The sequence below is a fragment of the Vagococcus coleopterorum genome, assembly GCF_011303955.1.
Classification (GTDB): Bacteria; Bacillota; Bacilli; order Lactobacillales; family Vagococcaceae; genus Vagococcus_D; species Vagococcus_D coleopterorum.
The window spans coordinates 1,208,194-1,230,190 of the sequence record NZ_CP049886.1 but is presented as its reverse complement, the minus strand read 5'-3'; the positions used below and the strand labels follow the sequence as shown (position 1 = coordinate 1,230,190).

Sequence of the window (21,997 nt, the reverse complement as noted above, 5' to 3'; positions counted from 1 at the left end):
GAAGGGACGTGCCAGCGATTATGATTAATAGTTTGGTTATTGGTAATATACCAACAACTACTTTCACGACGATGGCTTTTGTCAGTCTATCTTTTCTTATTCTATTGTTCTTAATCAAAAAATTCGCGTGGGAATCAATTAGTTCAATGTTGGAAGAACGTGCAAGTAAAATTGCTAATGATCTTGATAGCGCTGAACAAGCGAGACTTAACGCTGATACATTGATTCAACAAAAGGAAGAAGAGCTAACAAAGGCACGTACAGAAGCAGCTGCAATTATTAAACGAGCTAAAGATAATGCTGAAAATAACGCAAATAGCATTGTTGAAGAAGCTCAAGCAGAAGCTCAAAGTTATCGTGAAAAAGCGCAACGTGACATGGAGCTGGAACGAGTTCAATTAATGGACTCTGCTCGTCAAGATGTTGCAGATTTATCTATGGAAATAGCCACTAAGATTGTTAAAAAAGAATTAAGTAAAGATGCACATGAAGACTTAATTAATTCTCATATTGAAGGGCTGTGAGCGCAAAATGAAGACTGAAAATTTAACGATTGACAGACGATATGGCCGTATTCTATTTGAAACAGCAAAAGAAAGCGATGCTTTAGACACTGTTTTAGAAGAATTAACGACATTGCGTGGCGTCTATCAAGAGGTACCTGATATGGGTAACTTATTAACTGATGAACGCTTAACTGCCTCTGAAAAAGAGCAATTATTTGCAACCTTAGCAAATCAATTTGGAGAAACTGTTTCGAACTTTTTACGCGTTGTCTTTAACAACCGTCGAATGCAAGAAATTCCTCAAATGATTTCAGAATTTAACTTCTTTTATCATGAAGATAAAGGTGTGCTTGTGGCGGATGTGACGTCGGCAGTCGAACTGACGGAAGAACAAAGCAAACAAGTAGAAGAGAAAATCGCTAAAAGTTTTGATTACGATCAAGTAATTTTAGAAAAACATATCGATCCTGAAATTTTAGGTGGTTTAATTATTAAAGCAGCTAACAAAGTGATCGATAGTAGCGTGAAAAAACAATTGACTACAATGCACAAACAAATTGTTAAGTAAGGTAAATGAAAAAAGAGGTGAAAATCAGTGAGCATTAAAGCAAATGAAATTAGTTCGCTTATCAAACAACAAATTGCTAACTATGCCGACACAATCGAAGTTGATGAAGTTGGTGTTGTTACTTATGTTGGTGATGGTATTGCCCGTGCTTATGGTTTAGAAAATGCCATGAGTGGAGAGTTACTTGAATTCTCAAACGGTGCATTCGGTATGGCTCAAAACCTTGAATCTAATGATGTCGGTATTATCATTCTTGGGGATTTTGAATCAATCCGCGAAGGCGACCAAGTGAAACGTACTGGTCAAATCATGAACGTTCCTGTAGGGGAAGAATTGATTGGCCGTGTTATTAATCCTTTAGGACAACCAGTTGATGGCTTAGGTGACATCAAAACGACTAAAACTCGTCCGATTGAAGCTGCTGCACCAGGTGTTATGCAACGTCAATCTGTTGGTGAACCTTTACAAACTGGTTTGAAAGCCATTGATGCATTAGTTCCAATTGGCCGTGGTCAACGTGAACTTGTCATTGGTGACCGTAAAACTGGTAAAACATCGATTGCGATCGATACTATTATTAACCAAAAAGATCAAGATATGGTATGTATCTATGTTGCCATTGGTCAAAAAGAATCAACAGTGCGTACGCAAGTTGAAACTTTAAAACGTTATGGCGCAATGGACTACACAATCGTGGTAACTGCCAGTGCATCACAACCAGCACCATACTTATACATCGCTCCTTATGCGGGCGCTGCTATTGGTGAAGAGTTTATGTATAACGGCAAACATGTTTTAGTTGTTTATGATGATTTATCTAAACAAGCTGCGGCTTATCGTGAATTATCATTACTATTAAAACGTCCGCCAGGTCGTGAAGCTTATCCAGGGGATGTTTTCTACTTACACTCACGTTTATTAGAACGTGCGGCTAAGTTAAGTGCTGATTTAGGTGGCGGTTCAATGACGGCATTACCGTTCGTTGAAACGCAAGCCGGAGATATCTCAGCATATATCCCAACAAACGTTATCTCAATTACTGATGGACAAATCTTCTTGCAAGATAACTTGTTCCACTCAGGTGTGAGACCAGCCGTTGATGCCGGATTATCTGTATCACGTGTTGGGGGATCAGCCCAAATTAAAGCGATGAAACAAGTAGCGGGAACGTTACGTTTAGACTTAGCAAGTTACCGTGAGTTAGAAGCCTTCACTCAGTTTGGTTCTGACTTAGATGCGGCAACACAAGCTAAATTAAACCGTGGACGTCGTACGGTTGAAATCTTAAAACAAGATTTACACAACCCATTACAAGTAGAGAAACAAGTAACAATTCTTTATGCCTTAACTCATGGATTCTTAGATAGTATCCCTGTTGATGATATTTTACGTTTTGAAAGTGAGTTGTTCGAACATATCGGCAACAATAACCCAGAGTTATTTGCTCACATTCGCGAGACTAAAAACTTACCAGAAGCAGCTGATATGGATAAAGCAATTGAAGACTTTAAACAACTATTTGTTGTAACTAATCAAGAAGCTAACGCGTAAAAGGATGGTGAATTTGTGTGGCTGAATCATTAATTGAAATTAAAAGAAAAATTGCCTCTACAAAGAAAACCAGTCAAATTACAAGTGCTATGCAAATGGTTTCCGGTTCAAAACTAAACAAATCTGAGAATGCTTCAAGAAATTTTCAAGGCTACTCTCAAAAAGTTCGTGAAATGGTGACACATTTAGCGGCTACTCAGTTAGAAACGATGGAAAATAATCGTGCTGCTGGTGCTAGTGATGGCGGAAATCCAGATGATTACCATAGTATGTTAGTTGCGCGTCCAGTTAAAAAGACAGCTTATATCGTGATTACTGCAGATAAAGGATTAGCTGGTGGTTATAATAGTGCTGTAATTAAGCAAACGTTACAAATCATCAATGAAGATCATGAATCTGAAGACGATTACGTTTTAATGGCTATCGGAAGTGCTGGAGCAGAGTTCTTTAAAAACCGTGGTGTCAATGTCGCTTATGAATTACGTGGCCTAAGTGATCAACCGACCTTCGATGAAGTTCGTAAAATCGTGAAAGCAACAATTCAAATGTATGAAACTGAAGTGTTTGATGAGTTATATGTTTGTTATAACCACCATATCAACTCAATTTCGTCACAATTTAGAGCGGAAAAAATGTTACCAGTATCAGATTTAGACGCTGGGGAAGCGAAAACTTATACCGAAGAATACATTTTAGAGCCAAGTGCTGATGCGATTCTAGATAAGTTGTTACCTCAATATGCTGAAAGTTTGATTTACGGTGCTATTTTAGATGCAAAAACGGCAGAACATGCAGCGCGTATGACTGCAATGAAGAGTGCAACAGATAATGCTTCAAATATTATTGATGAATTAACTATTTCCTATAACCGTGCCCGTCAATCAGCAATTACCCAAGAAATTACGGAAATTGTTGGTGGGGCAGCGGCATTAGAGTAATAACGGGAGGAATGTAAAATGAATTCAGGCAAGATTGTTCAAGTTATCGGTCCCGTTGTCGACGTGGAGTTCTCTGCCGATCAATCCTTACCAGAAATTAATAATGCCTTAGTTGTTTATAAAGCAGACACGAAACAAAAAGTTGTTTTAGAAGTTGCTTTAGAACTAGGCGATGGCGTTATTCGCTCAATCGCTATGGAATCAACTGATGGCTTACAAAGAGGAATGGAAGTTTTAGATACAGGCGCTTCTATTTCTGTACCAGTTGGTAAAGAAACTTTAGGACGTGTTTTCAACGTTCTTGGTGAAACGATTGATTTAGATGAACCGTTGAGTGACGATATCGAAAAAAGCAGTATCCATAAAAAAGCTCCGACTTTTGATGAGTTAGCAACAAGTACGGAAATTTTGGAAACTGGTATTAAAGTTATCGATTTACTTGCTCCTTATTTAAAAGGTGGTAAAGTTGGGCTATTCGGTGGTGCCGGTGTTGGTAAAACCGTTTTAATCCAAGAATTGATTAACAATATCGCTCAAGAACATGGGGGAATCTCAGTATTCTCTGGTGTTGGTGAACGTACTCGTGAAGGTAATGACCTTTACTTTGAAATGAAAGAATCTGGCGTTATTGAAAAAACTGCCATGGTTTTCGGCCAAATGAACGAGCCACCAGGGGCACGTATGCGTGTTGCCTTGACAGGTTTAACGATTGCGGAATATTTCCGTGATGTTGAAGGACAAGATGTACTATTGTTTATCGATAACATCTTCCGCTTCACACAAGCAGGTTCTGAGGTGTCAGCCCTATTAGGTCGTATGCCATCAGCCGTTGGTTACCAACCAACACTTGCAACTGAAATGGGACAATTACAAGAACGTATCACATCTACACAAAAAGGATCCGTTACGTCTATCCAAGCAATTTATGTACCAGCGGATGACTATACCGATCCAGCGCCAGCAACAGCTTTCGCTCATTTAGATGCGACAACTAACTTGGAACGTCGTTTAACTGAAATGGGTATTTACCCTGCGGTTGACCCATTAGCATCAACATCAGGCGCTTTGGCACCTGAAATTGTTGGAGCAGAACATTACAAAGTAGCAACTGAAGTTCAACATATCTTACAACGTTACCGTGAGTTACAAGACATCATTGCTATCTTAGGTATGGATGAATTATCTGATGAAGAGAAAGTCCTTGTTGGACGTGCTCGTCGTATTCAATTCTTCTTATCTCAAAACTTCCACGTAGCGGAACAATTTACTGGTCAACCAGGTTCGTATGTTCCGGTTAAAGAAACAGTCCGTGGATTTAAAGAAATTCTTGAAGGTAAACATGATGATTTACCTGAAGAAGCTTTCCGTAGTGTCGGTAGTATCGATGCTGTGATTGAAAAAGCAAAATCTTTAGGCTACTAGGATGGAGGAGAAATCATGGCTCAATTAAAAGTCGAGATCGTCACTCCTAATGGTGTCAGTTATACCAATGAGGTAGCACAAATGGTTATTGTTCGGACAGTGGATGGCGACCTTGGTATTTTACCAGGTCACTCACCAATCATTGCACCACTTAGAATTGATGAAGTTCGTGTTAAGAATGATCGTTCTAGTGAAGAACAAGAAATCATTGCAACTAACGGCGGGATTATGGAAGTTCGTGATAATGTTGTGACAATTGTTTCTGATAGTGCAGAGAAATCAACAGATATTGATGTCCCTCGTGCTGAACGTGCGAAACTTCGTGCAGAAGCTCGTATTGCAGAAGCAAAACAAGAACACAATATTGATAGTCAAAAACGTGCTGAGGTTGCCCTTAGTCGTGCGATCAATCGTATTAACGCTTCAAAAAAATAGACCAAGCCTTCGGGCGGGTCTTTTTTTTGTGTGAATAAAGGGAAACTCTATGGTAAAATTAAATTATTATTTGTTAGAAAGAGGGCGTAACTATGCAAGTTTTTGGAATTGATGCATTAGTGAGGTTGGTGTGTCATTTGTTATTTGTTTATATGGCTTATTGGGCGCTTCAAGGCGTTAGAATTGAGTCGTTTTTCAAAAAACAAACTTTACCACAAATTAAATTTTTTATCCTTTTTTTCGCTATTGCGATAGGCTATATGACAAGCTCATTTTTCTTAGAATGCATCACATTAATTCGCAATTTTATTATTTCTGTAGTATGATAGATAAGTTAAAACACTCGCTAAAAAATCAACACTTTTTAGTGATAATAAAAAGGTAGTTTGCTTAAAATTCTGGAGGTTTAATCATGGATCAAATTCTTGTCCGTAGTGGAAATAAATTAGAAGGTACTGTAAAAATTGAAGGGGCTAAAAATGCGGTATTACCAATCTTGGCTGCTGGGTTATTAGCAGAAGAAGGCATAACAGTTTTAGACAATGTTCCAATTTTATCTGATGTATTTATGATGAAAGAAGTGATACATCATTTAAATACTGAGATTCAATTTGATCAAGAAAATAATCGTGTGACGATTGATGCAACAAAAGACTTATTAGTTGAAGCACCCTATGAATATGTTAGTCAAATGCGTGCCTCAATTGTTGTTATGGGACCATTATTAGCCCGTAATAATCATGCTCGTGTTGCGATGCCGGGTGGTTGTATGATTGGCTCTCGTCCAATCGATTTACACTTAAAAGGTTTTGAAGCGATGGGCGCTGAAATCACTCAAGAAGGTGGTTTCATTGAGGCAGTTGCCCCAAATGGTTTAAAAGGTGCTCAAATATACTTAGATTTTCCAAGTGTTGGAGCGACACAAAACATTATGATGGCAGCCGTTAAAGCAAAAGGTACGACAATCATTGAGAATGTTGCCCGCGAACCTGAAATCGTAGATTTAGCTAATGTTTTAAATAAAATGGGTGCTAAAGTGGTTGGTGCTGGTACTGAAACAATGACTATCGAAGGTGTAGAAAAGCTTGTTGGAATTAAACACCGTATCGTGCAAGATCGTATCGAAGCAGGAACATTTATGGTAGCTGCAGCAATGACTGGTGGAAATATTTTAGTTGAAGAGGCTATTGCAGAGCATAATGGTCCACTTATTTCTAAATTACGTGAAATGGGTGTAACGGTTACTCAAGAGGAAAATGGCATTCGAGTAGTCGGAACTGATAAATTAGTTTCAACAGATATCAAAACATTACCTCACCCAGGTTTTCCTACTGATATGCAAGCACAAATGAGTGCCTTGCAAGTTATCGCTGACGGAACAAGTATCGTCACTGAAACCGTCTTCGAAAATCGTTACCAACACTTGATGGAGTTAACTAAAATGGGCGCCGATTTCCGTATTGATAATAATGTTGCTTATATTCATAATCCAGTCCCATTACGTGGTGCTGAAGTAGCTGCTACCGATTTACGTGCAGCTGCAGCATTGATTTTAGTAGGGTTAGTCGCATCTGATGTGACTAAAGTGACTCATTTAGAGTATTTAGATCGTGGTTATTATAACTTCCATAAAAAATTAGCAGCACTGGGTGCTAATATTGAACGTGTAAATGCCTAAGCGAATTAAAGGAGAAAAGTGATGGAGAGTTCAAAAAAATACATTTTAAAGCAATTATTTAAAATAGTTCTTATCATTTTAGTAGCACTTCTATTATTTTCAGTAGGGTTGATGATTGGCTACGGTGTTCTTGGAAAAGGAAATCCATTTGATGTTTTTAATGGTTCGACGTGGTCACATATCACAGACTTTATAAAATAAGCAAAAGCTATGGGAAACCATAGCTTTTTTTGAAATGAATCGGAAAGGGGAAGTATCAATGAAGCGTTTAATTTTAGCGATTGTTGGTTTTTATCAACGGAAAATTTCACCAGGATTACCAAGACGTTGCCGCTACCATCCAACATGCTCACAATACATGGTTGATGCGGTCAATTACCACGGTGGGTTTAAAGGGTTTATAATGGGCATAGCACGTATCTTCCGATGTCAACCATTAGTTAAAGGTGGAATTGATTATGCCCCCTTAAAATTCACTGTGCGTCGAAATAGTGATGAAGTCTATCCAGGGCCCTATAAAAAGGAGTGTCAGTGTCATGATGAAATTAATTGATTCAGCAAATGATGCGTATCCTTGGGATTTGCTGTTACTTGCAGATCCAGAGAAAGAAATAGTTGAGAGTTATTTATATGCGTCAGAAACATATGTTTATCAACCTGAAAATAGCAAACCACTTGGCGTGATTGTTTTGTCTAAAGTATTGGTTGATACGTATGAAATAATGAATATTGCGGTATCAGAATCGGCTCAAGGAAAAGGGATTGGCAAACATATGCTAAATTTTGTTCTGAAGATGTTGCAGGAAAGAATTGAGCGCTCCTATGAGGTAGTTATTAAGACCGGTGAAACCTCAACACCTGCATTAAAACTATATCAATCTGTTGGTTTTGAAATAACGGAAATTGTTAAAGATTATTTTGTTGAGCATTATCAAGAGCCAATCTTTGAAAATGGTCAACAATTAAAAAATCAAGTTATTTTAAAAAAGGAATTAAAGGCTGAAAACATTAACAAATAGCTGGTGATGTGGTATTGTTATATAGGAAATAACAGGAGGAAATAACATGAAAAAAAATAAAGATATTGAAGTTTCAGTTACTGAGAAAAAACAAAATTCAAAAGGCCAAAAAGCTGAAGTGCAAGAACTAAGCATTGGTAAAAAAGTGATTGGTGAAGTAGAAAAAATCGAAGATAAAAAGTTTGTTGTAACAATTGAAGGTGAAGGCCCTAAATTTGTTAAATCTTTTGATGAAGGCTATGAAACGTTAATTAGTCATTGGAATCTTTTCCAATAAATTGTTAAAAACTATTGAAATTTAGTTGTAAATTATGTATTATATTGAGGTCGGGTTATTTATCTGACTTTTGGAGGAATAGCGAAGTGGCTAAACGCGACGGACTGTAAATCCGTTCCTTAGGGTTCAGTGGTTCGAATCCACTTTCCTCCATTTTAATAGTGGGCTATCGCCAAGCGGTAAGGCAACAGACTTTGACTCTGTCATTCGTTGGTTCGAATCCAGCTAGCCCAGTTACTAAACAGACCTTAGTGTCTGTTTTTTATTTTATAAAAAAAGAAGGACACCTGTTAAAGGCGTCCTTCTTTTTAATTTTTAAAGTATTGTTTGGCAGTTTGTTCGTAGTTTGGAAATTTTTCACGATTCATTGTGTAAGTCAAAGCGCCAGAGAAGGGGTCGTGGTTCGAATTGTTTTTAATAAATAGAGCCGTATTGGCATCTCTTTTGTTTGGGAAAACAATCGTAAATTGTTGTTTATCAATTTCAAACACAAAGTATTTCATGTTATTTTTTTCAGAGTTAGAAATTTCTTTATACTCCATCTCTTTTTCATGTTTTTTGATTTCCATTGTAATTGTAGTGGGATCAATCGATAGGTTAATTTTCTGTTTGTAAGCATCTGTTGCTTTCCATTTCCCTTCAATGTTTTGCTCTTTGCTACACCCTGAAAGGAATAAACAAGACACAAGCGTTATCGAAAGTGTGATTAGTTTCTTCATTAAATTGTACTCCTAAACTATAAATTATAATAAATACATTTGGTTATTATAGCACATAATTAGGTATCTTTTTTGAAAAAAACAGAAAAAATTATAGAAGAAAATAAAGAGTAATCCCTTTGTTTTCAACGTTTTTAAGTATTTTGTTCGTTTTTTATTAAAAAACCATCATTAAACGTATAGTTTGTGAAAAACGTTAATAAAGAGTATAGTTAAGATATAAAGGGGGAGTTAAAATGGATAGACTAAAAGATAAGGTTGCAATCGTCACTGGTGGTAGTTCAGGTATCGGTTTAAAAGTTACGGAACGTTTTTTAGAAGAGGGAGCAGTTGTGATCGCTTGTGATATCAATGAAGTATCATTGAATAACTTACCTAATAATGAAAAATTAGTTCCGATGAAATTAGATATTACTTCTGATTCTGAATGGCAAAATGTTGTAGCTGATGTTATATCTAAGTTTGGCAAGATTGATATTTTAATTAATAATGCAGGAATATCATCAGACAAGAGTCTAGCTAATACAACTCTTTCTGATTGGGAATTACAACATAAGATTAATAGTTGGGGCCCATTCGTAGGAATGCAAACTGTCGTGCCGTATATGGAAAGAGCTGGTCAAGGCGCAATCGTTAATACAGCCTCGTATACCGCTTTGATTGGGGCAGGAATAAATGCATACACAGGTTCAAAAGGTTCAATCAGAGCTGTCACACGTGCAGCTGCAGCTGAATTGGGTCGTAAAAATATTCGTGTGAACTCAGTTTATCCAGGTGTGATTGAAACACCGATGTCAGCTGCTGTTAAGGAACATAAAGAAGCGATGGACTTCTTAGTTGCCAGCACACCTTTACAACGTTTAGGTCAACCAGAAGAAGTGGCGAATGCTATTTTATTCTTAGCCTCAGATGAAGCATCATATATTACCGGAGCAGAACTTGTAATTGATGGCGGATATTCGGCGTAATTCATTAAATAAAAAGACCTACAAAATTGTAGGTCTTTTTATTTGCTAGTGTCGACGGTAGAATTCTATCTATTATAATGCTAAAATAATCATAACAAATAATATTGAGAGCAGGGTTGAGATGACTGAATTTGTAACTGTCCAGGAATTAGTTAATGCATTACAATTAACGGTTTTAGCTGGTGAAGAATTTTTAGATAAAAAGATTTACACAAGTGATATTTCACGTCCAGGATTAGAGTTGACGGGATATTTTAATTATTACCCTCAGGATCGTGTGCAATTATTTGGTCGTAAAGAAGCGACGTTTTCTGAAAAAATGCTTGAAGAAGAACGTGCTATGGTTATGCGGAAAATTTGCCAACCAGAGACACCTGCAGTTTTATTCGCACGGGGGATTACACCGCCAGTTGAATTGATGAAAGCTGCTGAAGAACAGCAGACGCCAGTTTTATCTTCAGCACTGAAATCATCGCGGATCGGCGGGATGGTAACAAACTTCTTAGAGAGTAAGTTAGCTATGCGTTCATCAGTACATGGTGTTTTAGTAGAAGTCTATGGTCTAGGCGTTTTGATTCAAGGTGATAGCGGGATTGGTAAGAGTGAGACTGCTCTTGAGTTAATTAAAAAGGGCCATCGTTTAATCGCAGATGATCGCGTGGACGTTTATCAGCAAGATGAAAGAACCGTTATTGGCGAACCTGCCCGTTTATTGAAACATTTAATTGAAATCCGTGGTATCGGTATCATTGATGTGATGAACTTGTTCGGTGCAAGCGCAGTTCGTCCAAGAGGTCAAGTTCAATTAGTGGTTTCTCTAGAAGCTTGGAGTAAAGAAAAACAATTTGATCGTTTAGGTGGCGCAGCAGAAACAATGCGTATTGCTAATGTTGATATCCCTAAAGTATCGATTCCAGTTAAAACAGGTCGTAACGTAGCGATTATCGTTGAAGTAGCAGCTATGAACTTCCGTGCTAAAACAATGGGTTACGATGCGACGAAAGCATTTGAAGAACGCTTAGCGATTATGATTGAAGAGAATAACGAAGCAGAGAAGAAAGCGAGCGAAGATCCGCATGAGTTTATTTAGTTCAATTAATCCAGTTGCCTTTAGCTTATTTGGTCTTGACGTCAACTGGTATGGCATTATTATTGTTTCAGGTATGTTGTTAGCTATCATTCTTGCTTCAAAAGAAGCGGTTCGGGTAGGATTGAAAGAGGATGATGTGATTGATTTCATGTTTTGGGGGTTGCCCCTTTCTATAGTTGGTGCAAGACTTTATTATGTAGCTTTCGAATGGAAACGGTATGCAGATAACCCAATTGAAATTTTCGCTATTAGAAATGGCGGTCTAGCTATATACGGCGGTTTGCTTGCTGGTGCCATTGCGATGTATATCTTCACCAAAAAGCGCGGGATTTCTTTTTGGCAATTTTTAGATATTGCTGTTCCTGGTGTGATCATTGCTCAAGCAATTGGCCGTTGGGGAAACTTTATGAATCAAGAAGCTTATGGTGGCGAAGTCAGCCGCTCATTCTTAGAAAATCTGCATTTGCCATCCTTTATCATTGATAATATGCAAGTGAATGGTGTCTACCACCATCCAACTTTTCTTTATGAGAGTTTATGGAATGTACTGGGTTTTATTCTGTTATTAATCTTACGTCGTCAAAAAAACTTTTTAAAAATTGGTGAATTAACTTTTATTTACGTGATGTGGTATTCACTAGGTCGTTTCTTTATTGAAGGAATGAGAACGGATAGTTTATGGCTGTTTGACACGATACGTGTTTCTCAGTTACTGTCGGTGATCTTGTTTATTATCGCTGCGATATTATTAATTTATCGTCGCAAGGTAATGAAACCTGCTTTTTATAAGCGTACAGTTAAATAATTTAAGATAATGTTAGACTTTACTTACTTTCTAACATTATCTTTTTTTATATGGTAAAATAATGTCACGAGAAAAGGCTGATTGCCAGAAGGAGTGTTCAAAATATGCAACAAAAAATTGCGGTTTTAGGACCAGGTTCATGGGGAACTGCCCTTGCCAAATCTTTAGTGGAAAATGGTCACGACGTTAGATTGTGGAGCCATAAAGAAGAACCGGTACAAGAAATAAATAATAAGCATACGAATGAAGCTTACTTAAAAGGAATTGAGTTACCTAAAGAATTAAAAGCAACATCAAACATGGCAGAAGCTGTAGCAGATGTTGATGCGGTATTATTTGTTGTCCCAACTAAAGCCATTCGTTCAGTCGCTAAACAGTTAGTAGCCGTTTTAGAAACGAAGCCTGTTATCATTCACGCTAGTAAAGGGTTTGAACAAGAAACTCATAAACGTATTTCAGAGATTTTAGAAGAAGAAATTCCAAGTGAAAAACGTCAAAATGTTGTCGTGTTATCAGGACCAAGTCACGCTGAAGAGTTAGCTGTTCGTGACATTACAACAGTAACAGCTGCTTGTGAAGATTTAGAGCAAGCGAAATATGTCCAAGACTTATTTATGAATGATTATTTCCGAATCTATACTAATACTGATGTCTTAGGTGTAGAAACAGGTGCCGCTTTAAAAAATATTATTGCCTTAGGTTCAGGTGCTATTCACGGTCTTGGGTTTGGTGATAATGCGAAAGCTGCCTTGATGACGCGTGGTTTAGCTGAAATCAGCCGTTTAGGAGTTGCCATGGGTGCAGATCCTTTAACGTTTATTGGTTTGAGTGGTGTTGGTGATTTGATTGTCACTTGTACAAGTGTTCACTCAAGAAACTGGCGTGCTGGTGATTTATTAGGTAAAGGTCATAATTTAGACGAAATTTTAGAAAATATGGGCATGATTGTTGAAGGTGTTTCAACGACGAAAGCGGCCTATGAATTAGCTCAAGATTTAAATGTGGACATGCCGATTACCGAAACTATCTATAATGTTATCTATAAAGGTCAAGATGTTAAGGAAGCCGTTCGTCAGCTAATGCTTCGCGAAGGTCGATCTGAATAATTAAGAACGTACAGATAAATCCAGGAGGATTCCTGGGTTTATTTTTTTAAGGGAGAAAGATAAATGGAAATCAATTCAGCAGTATTACAAATTTTAGACTTGGAAAGTGGCTCATTGTTTTGTTCGCAAAAAGAACTAGATATTAAAGCCTATCCAGTTAAAACATATTTAGAATCAGTTGTTAAAAAATTTCATCAAGGGGACCTAAAAGAAGGACATTTGTCTGCTGACGACTCAATCATACAGACTGCTTTAAATGGTGACTTATCTTTTGTTGAGAAATCAGAAAAGTTTGCAACTATCTTTTTTAATTGTTTGTCGCAAGGGCATGAAGTTCCAAGTGGGGATTTATTTTGTATGGAGTTAGAAGATCGTGGTGACTCATATTTAGGGTTATTTAAAATCAATTACAAACCTGCTTATACGCATTTTGTTGATTACGAAGAAGATCAGCTTTTAAATAATTTGATAATTAATAAAACAATTCTACCAGCTACTAGTCAGAAAGTTAGCGAAGGGCTGGTTATTAACTTATCAACTTTTGAATTTAAATTAGTTGAAAAGAAATATATGTTTGATGATAAAAAGACAAATTATTTAACTGATTTAATATTGAAAACAGCAGTTAAGCCAACTGTTCAAGAAAATATAAAAATTGTTAAAAAAGCAGTGAAAGAAGTAGCGGACAAATATAATGAAGAAACCTTTACATCCTTAGCGAATGTGCAACAAGCGGTTCATGAGAGCATCGAGTCGGAAGGACGTATCAGTAATCAAAAAATCGCTGAAGTGGTCTTCGAACATAACCATTCAGCGAAATCTGATTATTTGGAAAAAGTAGAACAGAGTCGTTTTGTAGAAGATGTTCCGGTTAACGTTCCTAAGTATGAAAAAAAATACAGCAAGCAAAAATTAAAATTAACAAACGGGATAGAGATGTTTATCCCCGTAGAAGTTTATCAAGATAAAGATTTAATTGAATTTATTAATAATCCTGATGGCACTATTTCAGTGATGATAAAAAATGTTGATGATATTATTAATCGATTCTAAATAAAAAAGCTCACACGATTGTGTGAGCTTTTTTATTATTGAAATTAAGAATAGCTGTGTTCGTTTGGGTGTTCGTCAGCATACATATCATATGATTTTTCTTCCCAAGCCATAAACCACATAAGAGCAGGAACTAAAATAATAAATAGAGCTGCTTTAATCCCAAGGGTTCCAATGAAAATTCCGATAAGTAAGATAAATAGTGCTACACCTAATTGTTTGATTGCTGTCATAATAAATTCCTCCAGTACAAATAATATAAGAACGTCTGTTCGTTATATTCATAATACAAACATTTGTTCGTTTTGTCAAGAGATAAAATAAAAAAACCAGAAAAAAATTTCTGGTTTTTTAGACTTAGATTGTATCCCGGTATAAACCAACGACTTTACCTAAGATAGATACGTTATCTAATAAGATAGGTTCCATAAAATCATTTTCAGGTTGTAAACGGAAATGAGTACTTTCTTTATAGAAACGTTTGCATGTCGCTTCATCTTCATCAGTCATAGCAATAACGATATCACCATTGGATGCGTTTGGTTGCTTCTTAATGATAACTTGGTCACCATCAAGGATTCCAGCATTGATCATACTTTCGCCGCGAACCGTTAACATAAATAAGTTGCTTTCATCATTTTTTAAATGAGGGGGTAACGGAAAGTGATCGATAGCTTCTTCAACGGCCAAGATAGGGGCACCAGCAGTAACAGTTCCTAATAGAGGAATTGTTTTTTCTTGGATACCAATTAATTCTAAGGCTTGAGGAGTTAACTCGATGGCACGTGGCTTTGTAGGGTCACGTTGCAATAGTCCTTTTTTCTCTAAGCGGGATAAATGACCGTGAACGGTAGAAGTAGAAGATAGTTCTACTGCTTCACCGATTTCTCTAACAGTGGGTGGATAGCCTTTTTCTTCAACTTGAGCATGAATGAATTTTAGAATGTCTGTTTGACGGGTTTCTCTTCCTGAACTCATGGCATAGCCTCCTTTTTCATTTTAATATCTTGAGTGTATCATAGTAAAAAACAAAAATCAAACACTTGTTCGCTAGTTGGCCTAAGTTGTTTTTTTGCTTATTTTAGGCTAATATAGAGGCTATAAGAAAAGAGTTAGGAGGTTTTGTTATGTTATCAAGTGAAAAAATGGCGCGTATTAATGAGTTAGCAAAAAAAGCGAAAGCGGAAGGTTTGTCATTAGTCGAGCAAGCTGAGCAAAAAGATTTGCGCGCAGAATACTTAGAGCGTTTCCGTGGTGGTATGAGAAATCACATTGAAGGAATGAAAGTTGTTGATCAGGAGGGTAATGATGTAACGCCTGATAAATTAAAAGATATTCAAAAAGAAAAAGGGATTCACGATCGTTAATCTCTTTTCTTTTTATCAAAAAAGAAAACGCTTAATATTGATTGATTTTTACCTGCAAGACAGTTAAAATAGAAGAGTAGCAATTAAGGTAAAAAAAACCTAAATAACAGGAGGATGTCAACATGTTCGATAAAATTGATGAGTTAGGTGTAAATTCGATTCGTACGTTAAGTATGGATATGATTCAGAAAGCAAATTCAGGTCACCCAGGTCTACCTTTAGGTGCAGCGCCGATGGCATACGCACTATGGACTAAGCATTTAAAAATTAACCCAAGTACGTCAAGAAATTGGGTCGATCGTGATCGTTTCATTTTATCTGCAGGTCATGGGTCAGCGATGTTATACAGCTTATTACATTTAGCTGGTTACGATGTGACTAAACATGATTTAGAAAACTTCCGCCAATGGGGCAGTCGTACTCCTGGACACCCAGAGGTTCACCACACTGATGGTGTGGAAGCAACAACTGGTCCTTTAGGGCAAGGAATTGCAATGAGTGTTGGTTTCGCTATGGCAGAAGCTCACTTAGCAGCCACTTATAATAAACCTAACTACAAAGTGATGGATCACTACACATATGCACTATGTGGTGATGGTGATTTAATGGAAGGTATCTCACAAGAAGCAATGAGTATGGCAGGACACTTGAAATTAGATAAATTAATCGTTTTATACGATTCAAATGATATTTCATTAGATGGTCCTTTAAACAAATCATTTACAGAAGATGTGAAAGGTCGTTTTGAAGCAACCGGATGGCAACATATCTTAGTAAAAGATGGGAATGATTTAGAAGCGATTTCTAAAGCGATTGATGAAGCGAAAGCTGAAACAACAAAACCAACTGTGATTGAAATTAAAACAGTTATCGGTTTTGGTGCGCCAAACGAAGGAACAAACAAAGTTCACGGAGCGCCACTTGGTGCTGAAGGAATTGCGACAGCTAAAGCGGCTTACGGATGGGATACCCCTGAGTTTGAAGTGCCCGCTGATGTGCAAGAACGTTTCAAACAAGAAATTAATGCCAAAGGTGAAAAAGCTGAGGGTGAGTGGAATGACTTATTTGCGGGCTATAAAGCTGAGTACCCAGAATTAGCTCAACAATTTGAAGATGCCTTCGCTGGTAAATTACCAGAAAATTGGGATAGCGAAATGCCAACTTACAATGTTGAGGATGCTGGAACTGCCAGCCGTATTACAAGTAAAGAAATGATTCAAGCGCTAGCTAAAACAGTGCCAAGTCTTTGGGGCGGATCGGCTGACTTATCATCATCAAATAACACAATGATGGCAGCTGAAACAGATTTTGAAGCAGGTCAATACGAAGGACGTAACATCTGGTTTGGTGTTCGTGAATTCGCGATGACAGCTGCTATGAACGGGATCGCGCTACACGGCGGTACAAAAGTCTACGGCGGAACATTCTTCGTCTTCGTTGACTATATGCGTCCAGCAATTCGTTTAGCTGCGATTCAAAATACACCAGTAACATACGTGTTAACACATGATTCGATTGCTGTTGGTGAAGATGGCCCAACTCATGAGCCAATCGAACAATTATCAAGCTTACGTGGTATGCCGAACTTAACAACATTCCGTCCAGCTGACGGTAACGAAGTGAGAGCTGCTTGGAAATTAGCGATGCAATCAACGGATCGTCCAACAGTTTTAGCCTTAACTCGTCAAAACTTACCGGTTTTAGAACATACCAAAGAGTTAGCGGAAGCAGGTGTAGCAAAAGGAGCATACGTTGTTTCACCACAAAATGGTGAACAACCAACAGGTATCTTAATTGCCACAGGTTCTGAAGTTGCCTTAGCAGTGGAAGCGCAAAAAGCTTTAGCAGAACAAGGGGAAGATGTTTCAGTTGTGTCAATGCCAAGTATGGATTTATTTGAACAACAAGGTGCTACTTATCGTGAGTCTGTTTTACCAAAAGCAGTAACTAAACGAGTGGCTGTTGAAATGGGAGCATCATTCGGTTGGGAACGTTATGTAGGATTTGAAGGAAAAACTGTCACAGTTGATAAATTCGGTGCGAGTGCGCCAGCTGCGAAAGTCTTACCTGAATATGGCTTTACAGCTGATAACGTTGTAAACACATTTAAATCTTTATAATAGTAAGACGTGAAAGAGAGCTTAGGCTCTCTTTTTTTGTGAAGATTTTATGAAAAAAGCGCATTATACAGCGTTAAAGACAACAGTATGGTAAAATAAGTCAATAGAGTAAGAGGTTTAGGAGGAGTCACATGAGTAAAATTTCAAAAAGTGTTTGGCTGAGTAATATTATTTGGTTTGTTGGTTTGGTGGCAGTCATGTTACTAGTTCGTCATTATGTCTTTACACCAGTCGTGGTTTCTGGGAAATCAATGGATCCCACAATGCAAGATGGTGAACGTGTTTTCGCTTTACGCTTTGGTGATATTGACCGCCAAGATGTGGTCACGTTCCCAGCTCCTGATGAGCAAAAGAAAAGTTACATTAAGCGTGTGATTGGATTACCAGGAGAGCGTGTTCGTTTTGAAAAAGGTCAACTCTTTGTTAATGATAAATTAGTAAAAGAACCTTACTTGGATAAGTATCAATCAAAATTACCAGATGGCGAATACTTAACAACTATTATGAATCGTCAAGGTGAAATTATTACCGACTTCGATTTACAAGCACTGCCAGGAAATTACGTTACAATTCCAGAAGGCAAATTATTTGTAATGGGTGATAATCGTCAAAATTCAAAAGATAGTCGTATTTTTGGATTGATTGATGAAGAAACGATTTCAGGAAATGTTAAGTTTGTTTTTTGGCCACCAAGTAAATTCGGCACAATGAAATAAAGTCTAGCGTATGCTAGGCTTTTTTGTTTAAGTATATTAGGTTTTTTTACCTTTGAAATATGATAAAATTAAACAGAGAGAAAAAGAGGAGGATGACAAAGTGGGATTAGAATTTATTATTGGATCAGCGAGTGCTGACCGTGAAACGCCTTTAGTTGAAAAAGCACGTGACTGGCTAGTAGCCAATCCTAACCATGAAGTCTTCTATCTAGTACCTAACCATATTAAATTTGAGACAGAAGTATCTGTTTTAAATAAGTTACACACTTTAGAACCGTTTAACCAAAACAAGCGGATGGCTAGTTTACAACTTCAAGTATTCAGCTTTACGCGTCTTGCCTGGTATTATTTACAGAATACTGAAGGCTTCCAATCGGAACAAGTCTCAGAAGCAGCAAATTTAATGTTGATTCGTAAGGTGTTACTTGAAAATTCAGAGAGTTTAACGGTCTTCAAAGGAGAAGTGACGAAACCAGGTTTTATTCAGCAATTAGCTGATTTATTTAATGAATTATTGGCTGGAAACGTCCAAGAAACTGATTTAACGCAATTGATTACTGAATTAGGTAATTCACCAAAAGAAGCTGACTTTAAGACTAAATTGACAGAGTTTAATTACCTATATCAGCTTTATTTGGAAAATCTTGCAGGACGCCAAATCGGTATAACGCAACAAATCAGCCAATTAGCTCAAGAATTACCGAAACGTGATTTAAGCCAAGTGATGTTTATCATCTCTGGCTTTTCACGTTTTACAGCACGCGAACAGGAATTGATTCAAACATTAGTTTCTAACGCCGCCGAAGTGAAGGTAAACTTGGTTTTAGATAAAAGTTATAGCACTGAGTTACCAGATAGTCAAAATATGTTCTATGATGCAGGGAAAGTTTATTTTGATCTGTATCAGTTTGCTCGTCGAGAACAAGTCAAGGTTTATCAAGATACTAAAGTGGGCAACAGTGAAGCAAGTGATTTAGCAATGTTAGAAGATTTTTGGGTGCAATCTCAAGAGTTATCATCGAAGAAATTTGATGGTGTTTTAAAAGATAACCAAATTAAGTTGTTTGAAACGCCAACAAGTTATAGTGAAATGACTGAAGTCGCAGGAGAAATCAGACGGTTAGTCGCAAGCGGGGAGTATCGCTATCGTGATATTGAAATTTTGACTCGTGATTTAGCGACGTACGAAAAAATTATCGCCCCAATTTTTGATAATCACGCTATTCCGTTTTATGTTAATAATGAGTTAGCAATGAAACACCATCCATTACTTGAGTTATTAATTAATTTATTTAATATTGATGAACGTTATTACCGTTACAACGATATTATGCGTTTGTTGAGAACAGAACTGATGATGCCGTCATTGGATAGTGAGACGGATTATTTAGCATGGCAAGACTCGCGTAAAGAATTTCGTGAAAAAATTGATTTAACCGAGAACGTTTCTTTAGCCTATGGGTATGAAGGATTCTATTGGACACAAGAAAAAGATTGGCTGTACATTACTTATGATTATAATGAGGGCGATGTGGAGTTAGATAGTGATCAAAAAGCACAGTTGTATTCAAATGAAGTCCGTAATCATTTACGTCGTTTGCTAGTCCCTTTCTATGAAAAAATGGCTAAAGCTGAAACAGCTATAGATGGGGCGACGATTCTTTATGAATTTTTAGTTGAAAGTGGCGTTGAACAAGAAGTTAATTTCTGGCGTCGTTTCGCGATTGAAGAAGGAAATCTTGAAGAAGCCAAAATTCATGAACAAACTTGGCAAGCATTAATGAATTTGCTAGATGATTACGTGAATATCTTAGGCGATATGCCATTTGATTTTAAAGAGTTCACAACAATTGTGACGACTGGTTTAGAAGGTCTGACGTATAGTAAAGTGCCGACAACGTTAGATCAGGTGACATTATCATCCATTGATATGATTCATGAACAAAAAAATAAAGTGACCTTCATGGTAGGGATGACAGATACCACTTTCCCTAAAAAGATTGAAAATAAAACATTGTTATCAGATGAAGAACGTCAGTTGGTTTCAGGACATCTAGAAAATGGTAAATATTTAGCGAAGGAGACAAAGGCGGATTTAGCTAAGGAACCGTATATCGCTTACTTAGCTTTTCACTCAACGGCTGATAAACTTTACTTAAGTTACCCAATGGGGATAGAAGGCAGTAAAGATGTCAAAGTTTCACCTTACATGCAACTGATTGCTAAAGGATTATCTATTCCGATAGAGCGAAAAGGGAACCAAGTAACTCCTGAGAAGTTTGAAATAGAGCGCATTAGCACGTATCGTAATTTAATTAGTGACTTACTGCGATTAAAGAAAGAGGCACAAGCAGCAGGTGAGTTTTTAGCGCCGGAGTACGTTGCCTTGGAGAAACAATTATTGAAAGACCCTGAGTATCAACAGTTGAGTCAGAAATTATTTGCTAGCTTGGTAGCTAAGAATATTACTGAAACCTTAAATCAAGAGATGGTGGATGCGTTGTATAGTTCAACTATCCACGGCTCTGTCTCGAAAGTTGAGAATTTCCACCAATGTCAGTACAAATACTTTATGACCTACGGGTTGAAGCTGAAAGAACGAGATACATTTGAATTAAGTCCAGCAGCTACTGGAGATTTTTATCATGATGCATTGGATCAATTATTCAAAGTCTTGATTCGTGAGAAATTAATGCTTAGTGAGTTAACTAGTGATGATTTAAACAGTCTAACAAACGAAGTGTTAGAAAATGTGTTAGGTGAAGATAAATTTACTATCTTGTCAGCAAGTCCAAGAATGAATTATATTCGTTACCAACTAAGTCAAACAATTAAACGTGTTAGTGAAACCTTAAGACAACAAAGTTTACGTACTGGCATGACAACAGTTCAAACTGAAGTCATCTTTGGTCAAATTGCACAAACAAAAGGATTAGAAGGATTGAAGATTGACCTACCTAATAATAAAGCTTTAGATATTCGCGGGAAAATTGATCGTTTAGATCAAATTCAAGTAGGCGATCAAAACTATTTAGCTGTAGTCGATTATAAATCAAGTCGTCATAGCTTCGATTATCGTGATGCTTATTTTGGATTAGCGATGCAGATGATTACCTATTTAGATGTGGCACTTCAAAATGCCGCTACATTAGTAGGAAGCGAGCAAGCTAAACCAGCAGGTGCATTTTATCTTCAAGTGAAGAATCCGACAGTTGATGGTAGTTTAGCCCCTGAAAAAGCTCAAGAAGAGTTATTAAAAGAGTTTAGTTATAAAGGGCTATTACTAGAGGATGAGCAACTATTAAATAATTTAGACCGAACATTAGATGAAAATCCTCGTTCAAGTGTTTTCCCGTATTACGAGAAGAAGAATGGTGATTACTCATCAAGTCAATTTGTTTCGGAACAAGATATCCAATTATTAATTGAAAAGAATAGAGAAAACTTTAAAGAAGCAGGAACCGAGATTTTCAAAGGTGAAACAAAATTGAATCCAGCTTATCGAGATAAAACCCGCTTAGCATGTCAATTCTGTAATTACCGTAGCATTTGTCAGTTTGATGTCTTGTTAAAAGAAAACAACTACAATCGTGTGGAGCCGTTAAAAAAAGAGGATGTCATGGCTCGTTTAAAACCAAAAGAAACTGAAGAATAGAAAG

Annotated in this window: 24 protein-coding genes and 2 tRNA genes; 23 read left to right on the top strand and 3 right to left on the bottom strand. The window is 37.1% G+C overall.

Translation table 11 applies throughout. From position 1 onward, the window contains the following. Nucleotides 1–8: 8 nt before the first annotated feature. The 14 genes from atpF (at nucleotide 9) to G7081_RS06040 (ending at nucleotide 8,628) form a co-directional block, all read left to right on the top strand. Nucleotides 9–524: a F0F1 ATP synthase subunit B gene (gene atpF, locus G7081_RS06105; RefSeq protein ID WP_238786630.1), complete on the top strand. Its 516-nt coding sequence runs from the start codon at nucleotides 9–11 to the stop codon at nucleotides 522–524. Between the two features lie 7 nt (nucleotides 525–531). Further along, a complete protein-coding gene (gene atpH / locus G7081_RS06100; protein WP_166008066.1) occupies nucleotides 532–1,074 on the top strand; it encodes an ATP synthase F1 subunit delta in 543 nt (180 codons plus the stop codon). A 27-nt stretch (nucleotides 1,075–1,101) separates the two neighbouring features. Next, a complete protein-coding gene (gene atpA / locus G7081_RS06095) occupies nucleotides 1,102–2,625 on the top strand; it encodes a F0F1 ATP synthase subunit alpha (RefSeq protein WP_166008065.1) in 1,524 nt (507 codons plus the stop codon). A 17-nt stretch (nucleotides 2,626–2,642) separates the two neighbouring features. After that, nucleotides 2,643–3,563 (top strand): F0F1 ATP synthase subunit gamma, encoded by a 921-nt coding sequence (locus G7081_RS06090; RefSeq protein ID WP_166008064.1) that lies wholly within the window; start codon nucleotides 2,643–2,645, stop codon nucleotides 3,561–3,563. A gap of 18 nt (nucleotides 3,564–3,581) precedes the next feature. Next, nucleotides 3,582–4,985 (top strand): F0F1 ATP synthase subunit beta, encoded by a 1,404-nt coding sequence (gene atpD, locus G7081_RS06085; protein ID WP_166008063.1) that lies wholly within the window; start codon nucleotides 3,582–3,584, stop codon nucleotides 4,983–4,985. A gap of 15 nt (nucleotides 4,986–5,000) precedes the next feature. Next, nucleotides 5,001–5,420, top strand: a complete 420-nt coding sequence (locus tag G7081_RS06080; RefSeq protein ID WP_166008062.1) for a F0F1 ATP synthase subunit epsilon — start codon at nucleotides 5,001–5,003, stop codon at nucleotides 5,418–5,420. A gap of 92 nt (nucleotides 5,421–5,512) precedes the next feature. Continuing rightward, nucleotides 5,513–5,746, top strand: a complete 234-nt coding sequence (locus G7081_RS06075) for a DUF1146 family protein (protein ID WP_166008061.1) — start codon at nucleotides 5,513–5,515, stop codon at nucleotides 5,744–5,746. A gap of 86 nt (nucleotides 5,747–5,832) precedes the next feature. After that, on the top strand, nucleotides 5,833–7,098 hold the full coding sequence (gene murA, locus G7081_RS06070) for a UDP-N-acetylglucosamine 1-carboxyvinyltransferase (protein WP_166008060.1): 1,266 nt from the start codon (nucleotides 5,833–5,835) through the stop codon (nucleotides 7,096–7,098). Between the two features lie 21 nt (nucleotides 7,099–7,119). Further along, nucleotides 7,120–7,299, top strand: a complete 180-nt coding sequence (locus G7081_RS06065) for a DNA-directed RNA polymerase subunit beta (RefSeq protein ID WP_166008059.1) — start codon at nucleotides 7,120–7,122, stop codon at nucleotides 7,297–7,299. A gap of 58 nt (nucleotides 7,300–7,357) precedes the next feature. Then, nucleotides 7,358–7,651 carry a membrane protein insertion efficiency factor YidD gene (gene yidD, locus G7081_RS06060; RefSeq protein ID WP_166008058.1) on the top strand — a complete coding sequence of 98 codons (294 nt, stop codon included), beginning with the start codon at nucleotides 7,358–7,360 and terminating at the stop codon, nucleotides 7,649–7,651. Beyond that, on the top strand, nucleotides 7,635–8,117 hold the full coding sequence (locus tag G7081_RS06055) for a GNAT family N-acetyltransferase (protein WP_166008057.1): 483 nt from the start codon (nucleotides 7,635–7,637) through the stop codon (nucleotides 8,115–8,117). Before yidD ends, G7081_RS06055 begins: the two co-directional genes overlap by 17 nt. 46 nt (nucleotides 8,118–8,163) lie before the next feature. Continuing rightward, nucleotides 8,164–8,394 carry a DUF2969 family protein gene (locus tag G7081_RS06050; RefSeq protein ID WP_166008056.1) on the top strand — a complete coding sequence of 77 codons (231 nt, stop codon included), beginning with the start codon at nucleotides 8,164–8,166 and terminating at the stop codon, nucleotides 8,392–8,394. Between the two features lie 72 nt (nucleotides 8,395–8,466). Next, nucleotides 8,467–8,547: transfer RNA gene (locus G7081_RS06045), tRNA-Tyr, on the top strand. A gap of 9 nt (nucleotides 8,548–8,556) precedes the next feature. Then, nucleotides 8,557–8,628: transfer RNA gene (locus G7081_RS06040), tRNA-Gln, on the top strand. 74 nt (nucleotides 8,629–8,702) lie between these two features. Here the strand turns inward: G7081_RS06040 and G7081_RS06035 are convergent. Further along, nucleotides 8,703–9,113 (bottom strand): hypothetical protein, encoded by a 411-nt coding sequence (locus G7081_RS06035; protein WP_166008055.1) that lies wholly within the window; start codon nucleotides 9,111–9,113, stop codon nucleotides 8,703–8,705. A gap of 236 nt (nucleotides 9,114–9,349) precedes the next feature. Between G7081_RS06035 and G7081_RS06030 the strand changes: the two genes are divergently transcribed. The 5 genes from G7081_RS06030 to G7081_RS06010 all read left to right on the top strand — a co-directional run bounded on the left by G7081_RS06030 (nucleotide 9,350) and on the right by G7081_RS06010 (nucleotide 14,135). Beyond that, nucleotides 9,350–10,081, top strand: a complete 732-nt coding sequence (locus G7081_RS06030; protein WP_166008054.1) for an SDR family NAD(P)-dependent oxidoreductase — start codon at nucleotides 9,350–9,352, stop codon at nucleotides 10,079–10,081. 121 nt (nucleotides 10,082–10,202) lie between these two features. After that, complete coding sequence (hprK, locus tag G7081_RS06025; protein WP_166008053.1) at nucleotides 10,203–11,171, top strand: HPr(Ser) kinase/phosphatase; 969 nt, start codon at nucleotides 10,203–10,205, stop codon at nucleotides 11,169–11,171. Then, nucleotides 11,158–11,976, top strand: a complete 819-nt coding sequence (lgt, locus tag G7081_RS06020; protein WP_166008052.1) for a prolipoprotein diacylglyceryl transferase — start codon at nucleotides 11,158–11,160, stop codon at nucleotides 11,974–11,976. The genes hprK and lgt overlap by 14 nt, the downstream gene beginning before the upstream one ends. 104 nt (nucleotides 11,977–12,080) lie before the next feature. Next, nucleotides 12,081–13,082: an NAD(P)H-dependent glycerol-3-phosphate dehydrogenase gene (locus G7081_RS06015; protein ID WP_166008051.1), complete on the top strand. Its 1,002-nt coding sequence runs from the start codon at nucleotides 12,081–12,083 to the stop codon at nucleotides 13,080–13,082. 63 nt (nucleotides 13,083–13,145) lie between these two features. Then, the gene (locus G7081_RS06010; protein ID WP_166008050.1) at nucleotides 13,146–14,135 is read left to right on the top strand and encodes a nucleoid-associated protein; all 990 of its coding nucleotides are present in this window, start codon (nucleotides 13,146–13,148) and stop codon (nucleotides 14,133–14,135) included. A gap of 44 nt (nucleotides 14,136–14,179) precedes the next feature. Here G7081_RS06010 and G7081_RS06005 read toward each other — a convergent pair whose 3' ends face one another. Together G7081_RS06005 and lexA are read right to left on the bottom strand one after the other, a co-directional pair. Then, nucleotides 14,180–14,368, bottom strand: a complete 189-nt coding sequence (locus G7081_RS06005) for a hypothetical protein (protein ID WP_166008049.1) — start codon at nucleotides 14,366–14,368, stop codon at nucleotides 14,180–14,182. Between the two features lie 124 nt (nucleotides 14,369–14,492). Further along, the gene (gene lexA, locus G7081_RS06000) at nucleotides 14,493–15,113 is read right to left on the bottom strand and encodes a transcriptional repressor LexA (protein WP_166008048.1); all 621 of its coding nucleotides are present in this window, start codon (nucleotides 15,111–15,113) and stop codon (nucleotides 14,493–14,495) included. A 149-nt stretch (nucleotides 15,114–15,262) separates the two neighbouring features. On the opposite strand from lexA, the gene G7081_RS05995 reads away from it, so the two are divergent. From G7081_RS05995 to G7081_RS05980, 4 genes are all read left to right on the top strand, one after another. Next, nucleotides 15,263–15,502 (top strand): DUF896 family protein, encoded by a 240-nt coding sequence (locus G7081_RS05995; RefSeq protein ID WP_166008047.1) that lies wholly within the window; start codon nucleotides 15,263–15,265, stop codon nucleotides 15,500–15,502. Between the two features lie 122 nt (nucleotides 15,503–15,624). Beyond that, nucleotides 15,625–17,622: a transketolase gene (gene tkt, locus G7081_RS05990; protein ID WP_166008046.1), complete on the top strand. Its 1,998-nt coding sequence runs from the start codon at nucleotides 15,625–15,627 to the stop codon at nucleotides 17,620–17,622. 131 nt (nucleotides 17,623–17,753) lie between these two features. Then, nucleotides 17,754–18,338, top strand: coding sequence for a signal peptidase I (gene lepB, locus G7081_RS05985; RefSeq protein ID WP_166008045.1), 585 nt, complete (start codon nucleotides 17,754–17,756; stop codon nucleotides 18,336–18,338). A gap of 100 nt (nucleotides 18,339–18,438) precedes the next feature. Continuing rightward, nucleotides 18,439–21,993: a PD-(D/E)XK nuclease family protein gene (locus G7081_RS05980; protein ID WP_166008044.1), complete on the top strand. Its 3,555-nt coding sequence runs from the start codon at nucleotides 18,439–18,441 to the stop codon at nucleotides 21,991–21,993. The last annotated feature ends 4 nt before the right edge of the window (nucleotides 21,994–21,997 follow it).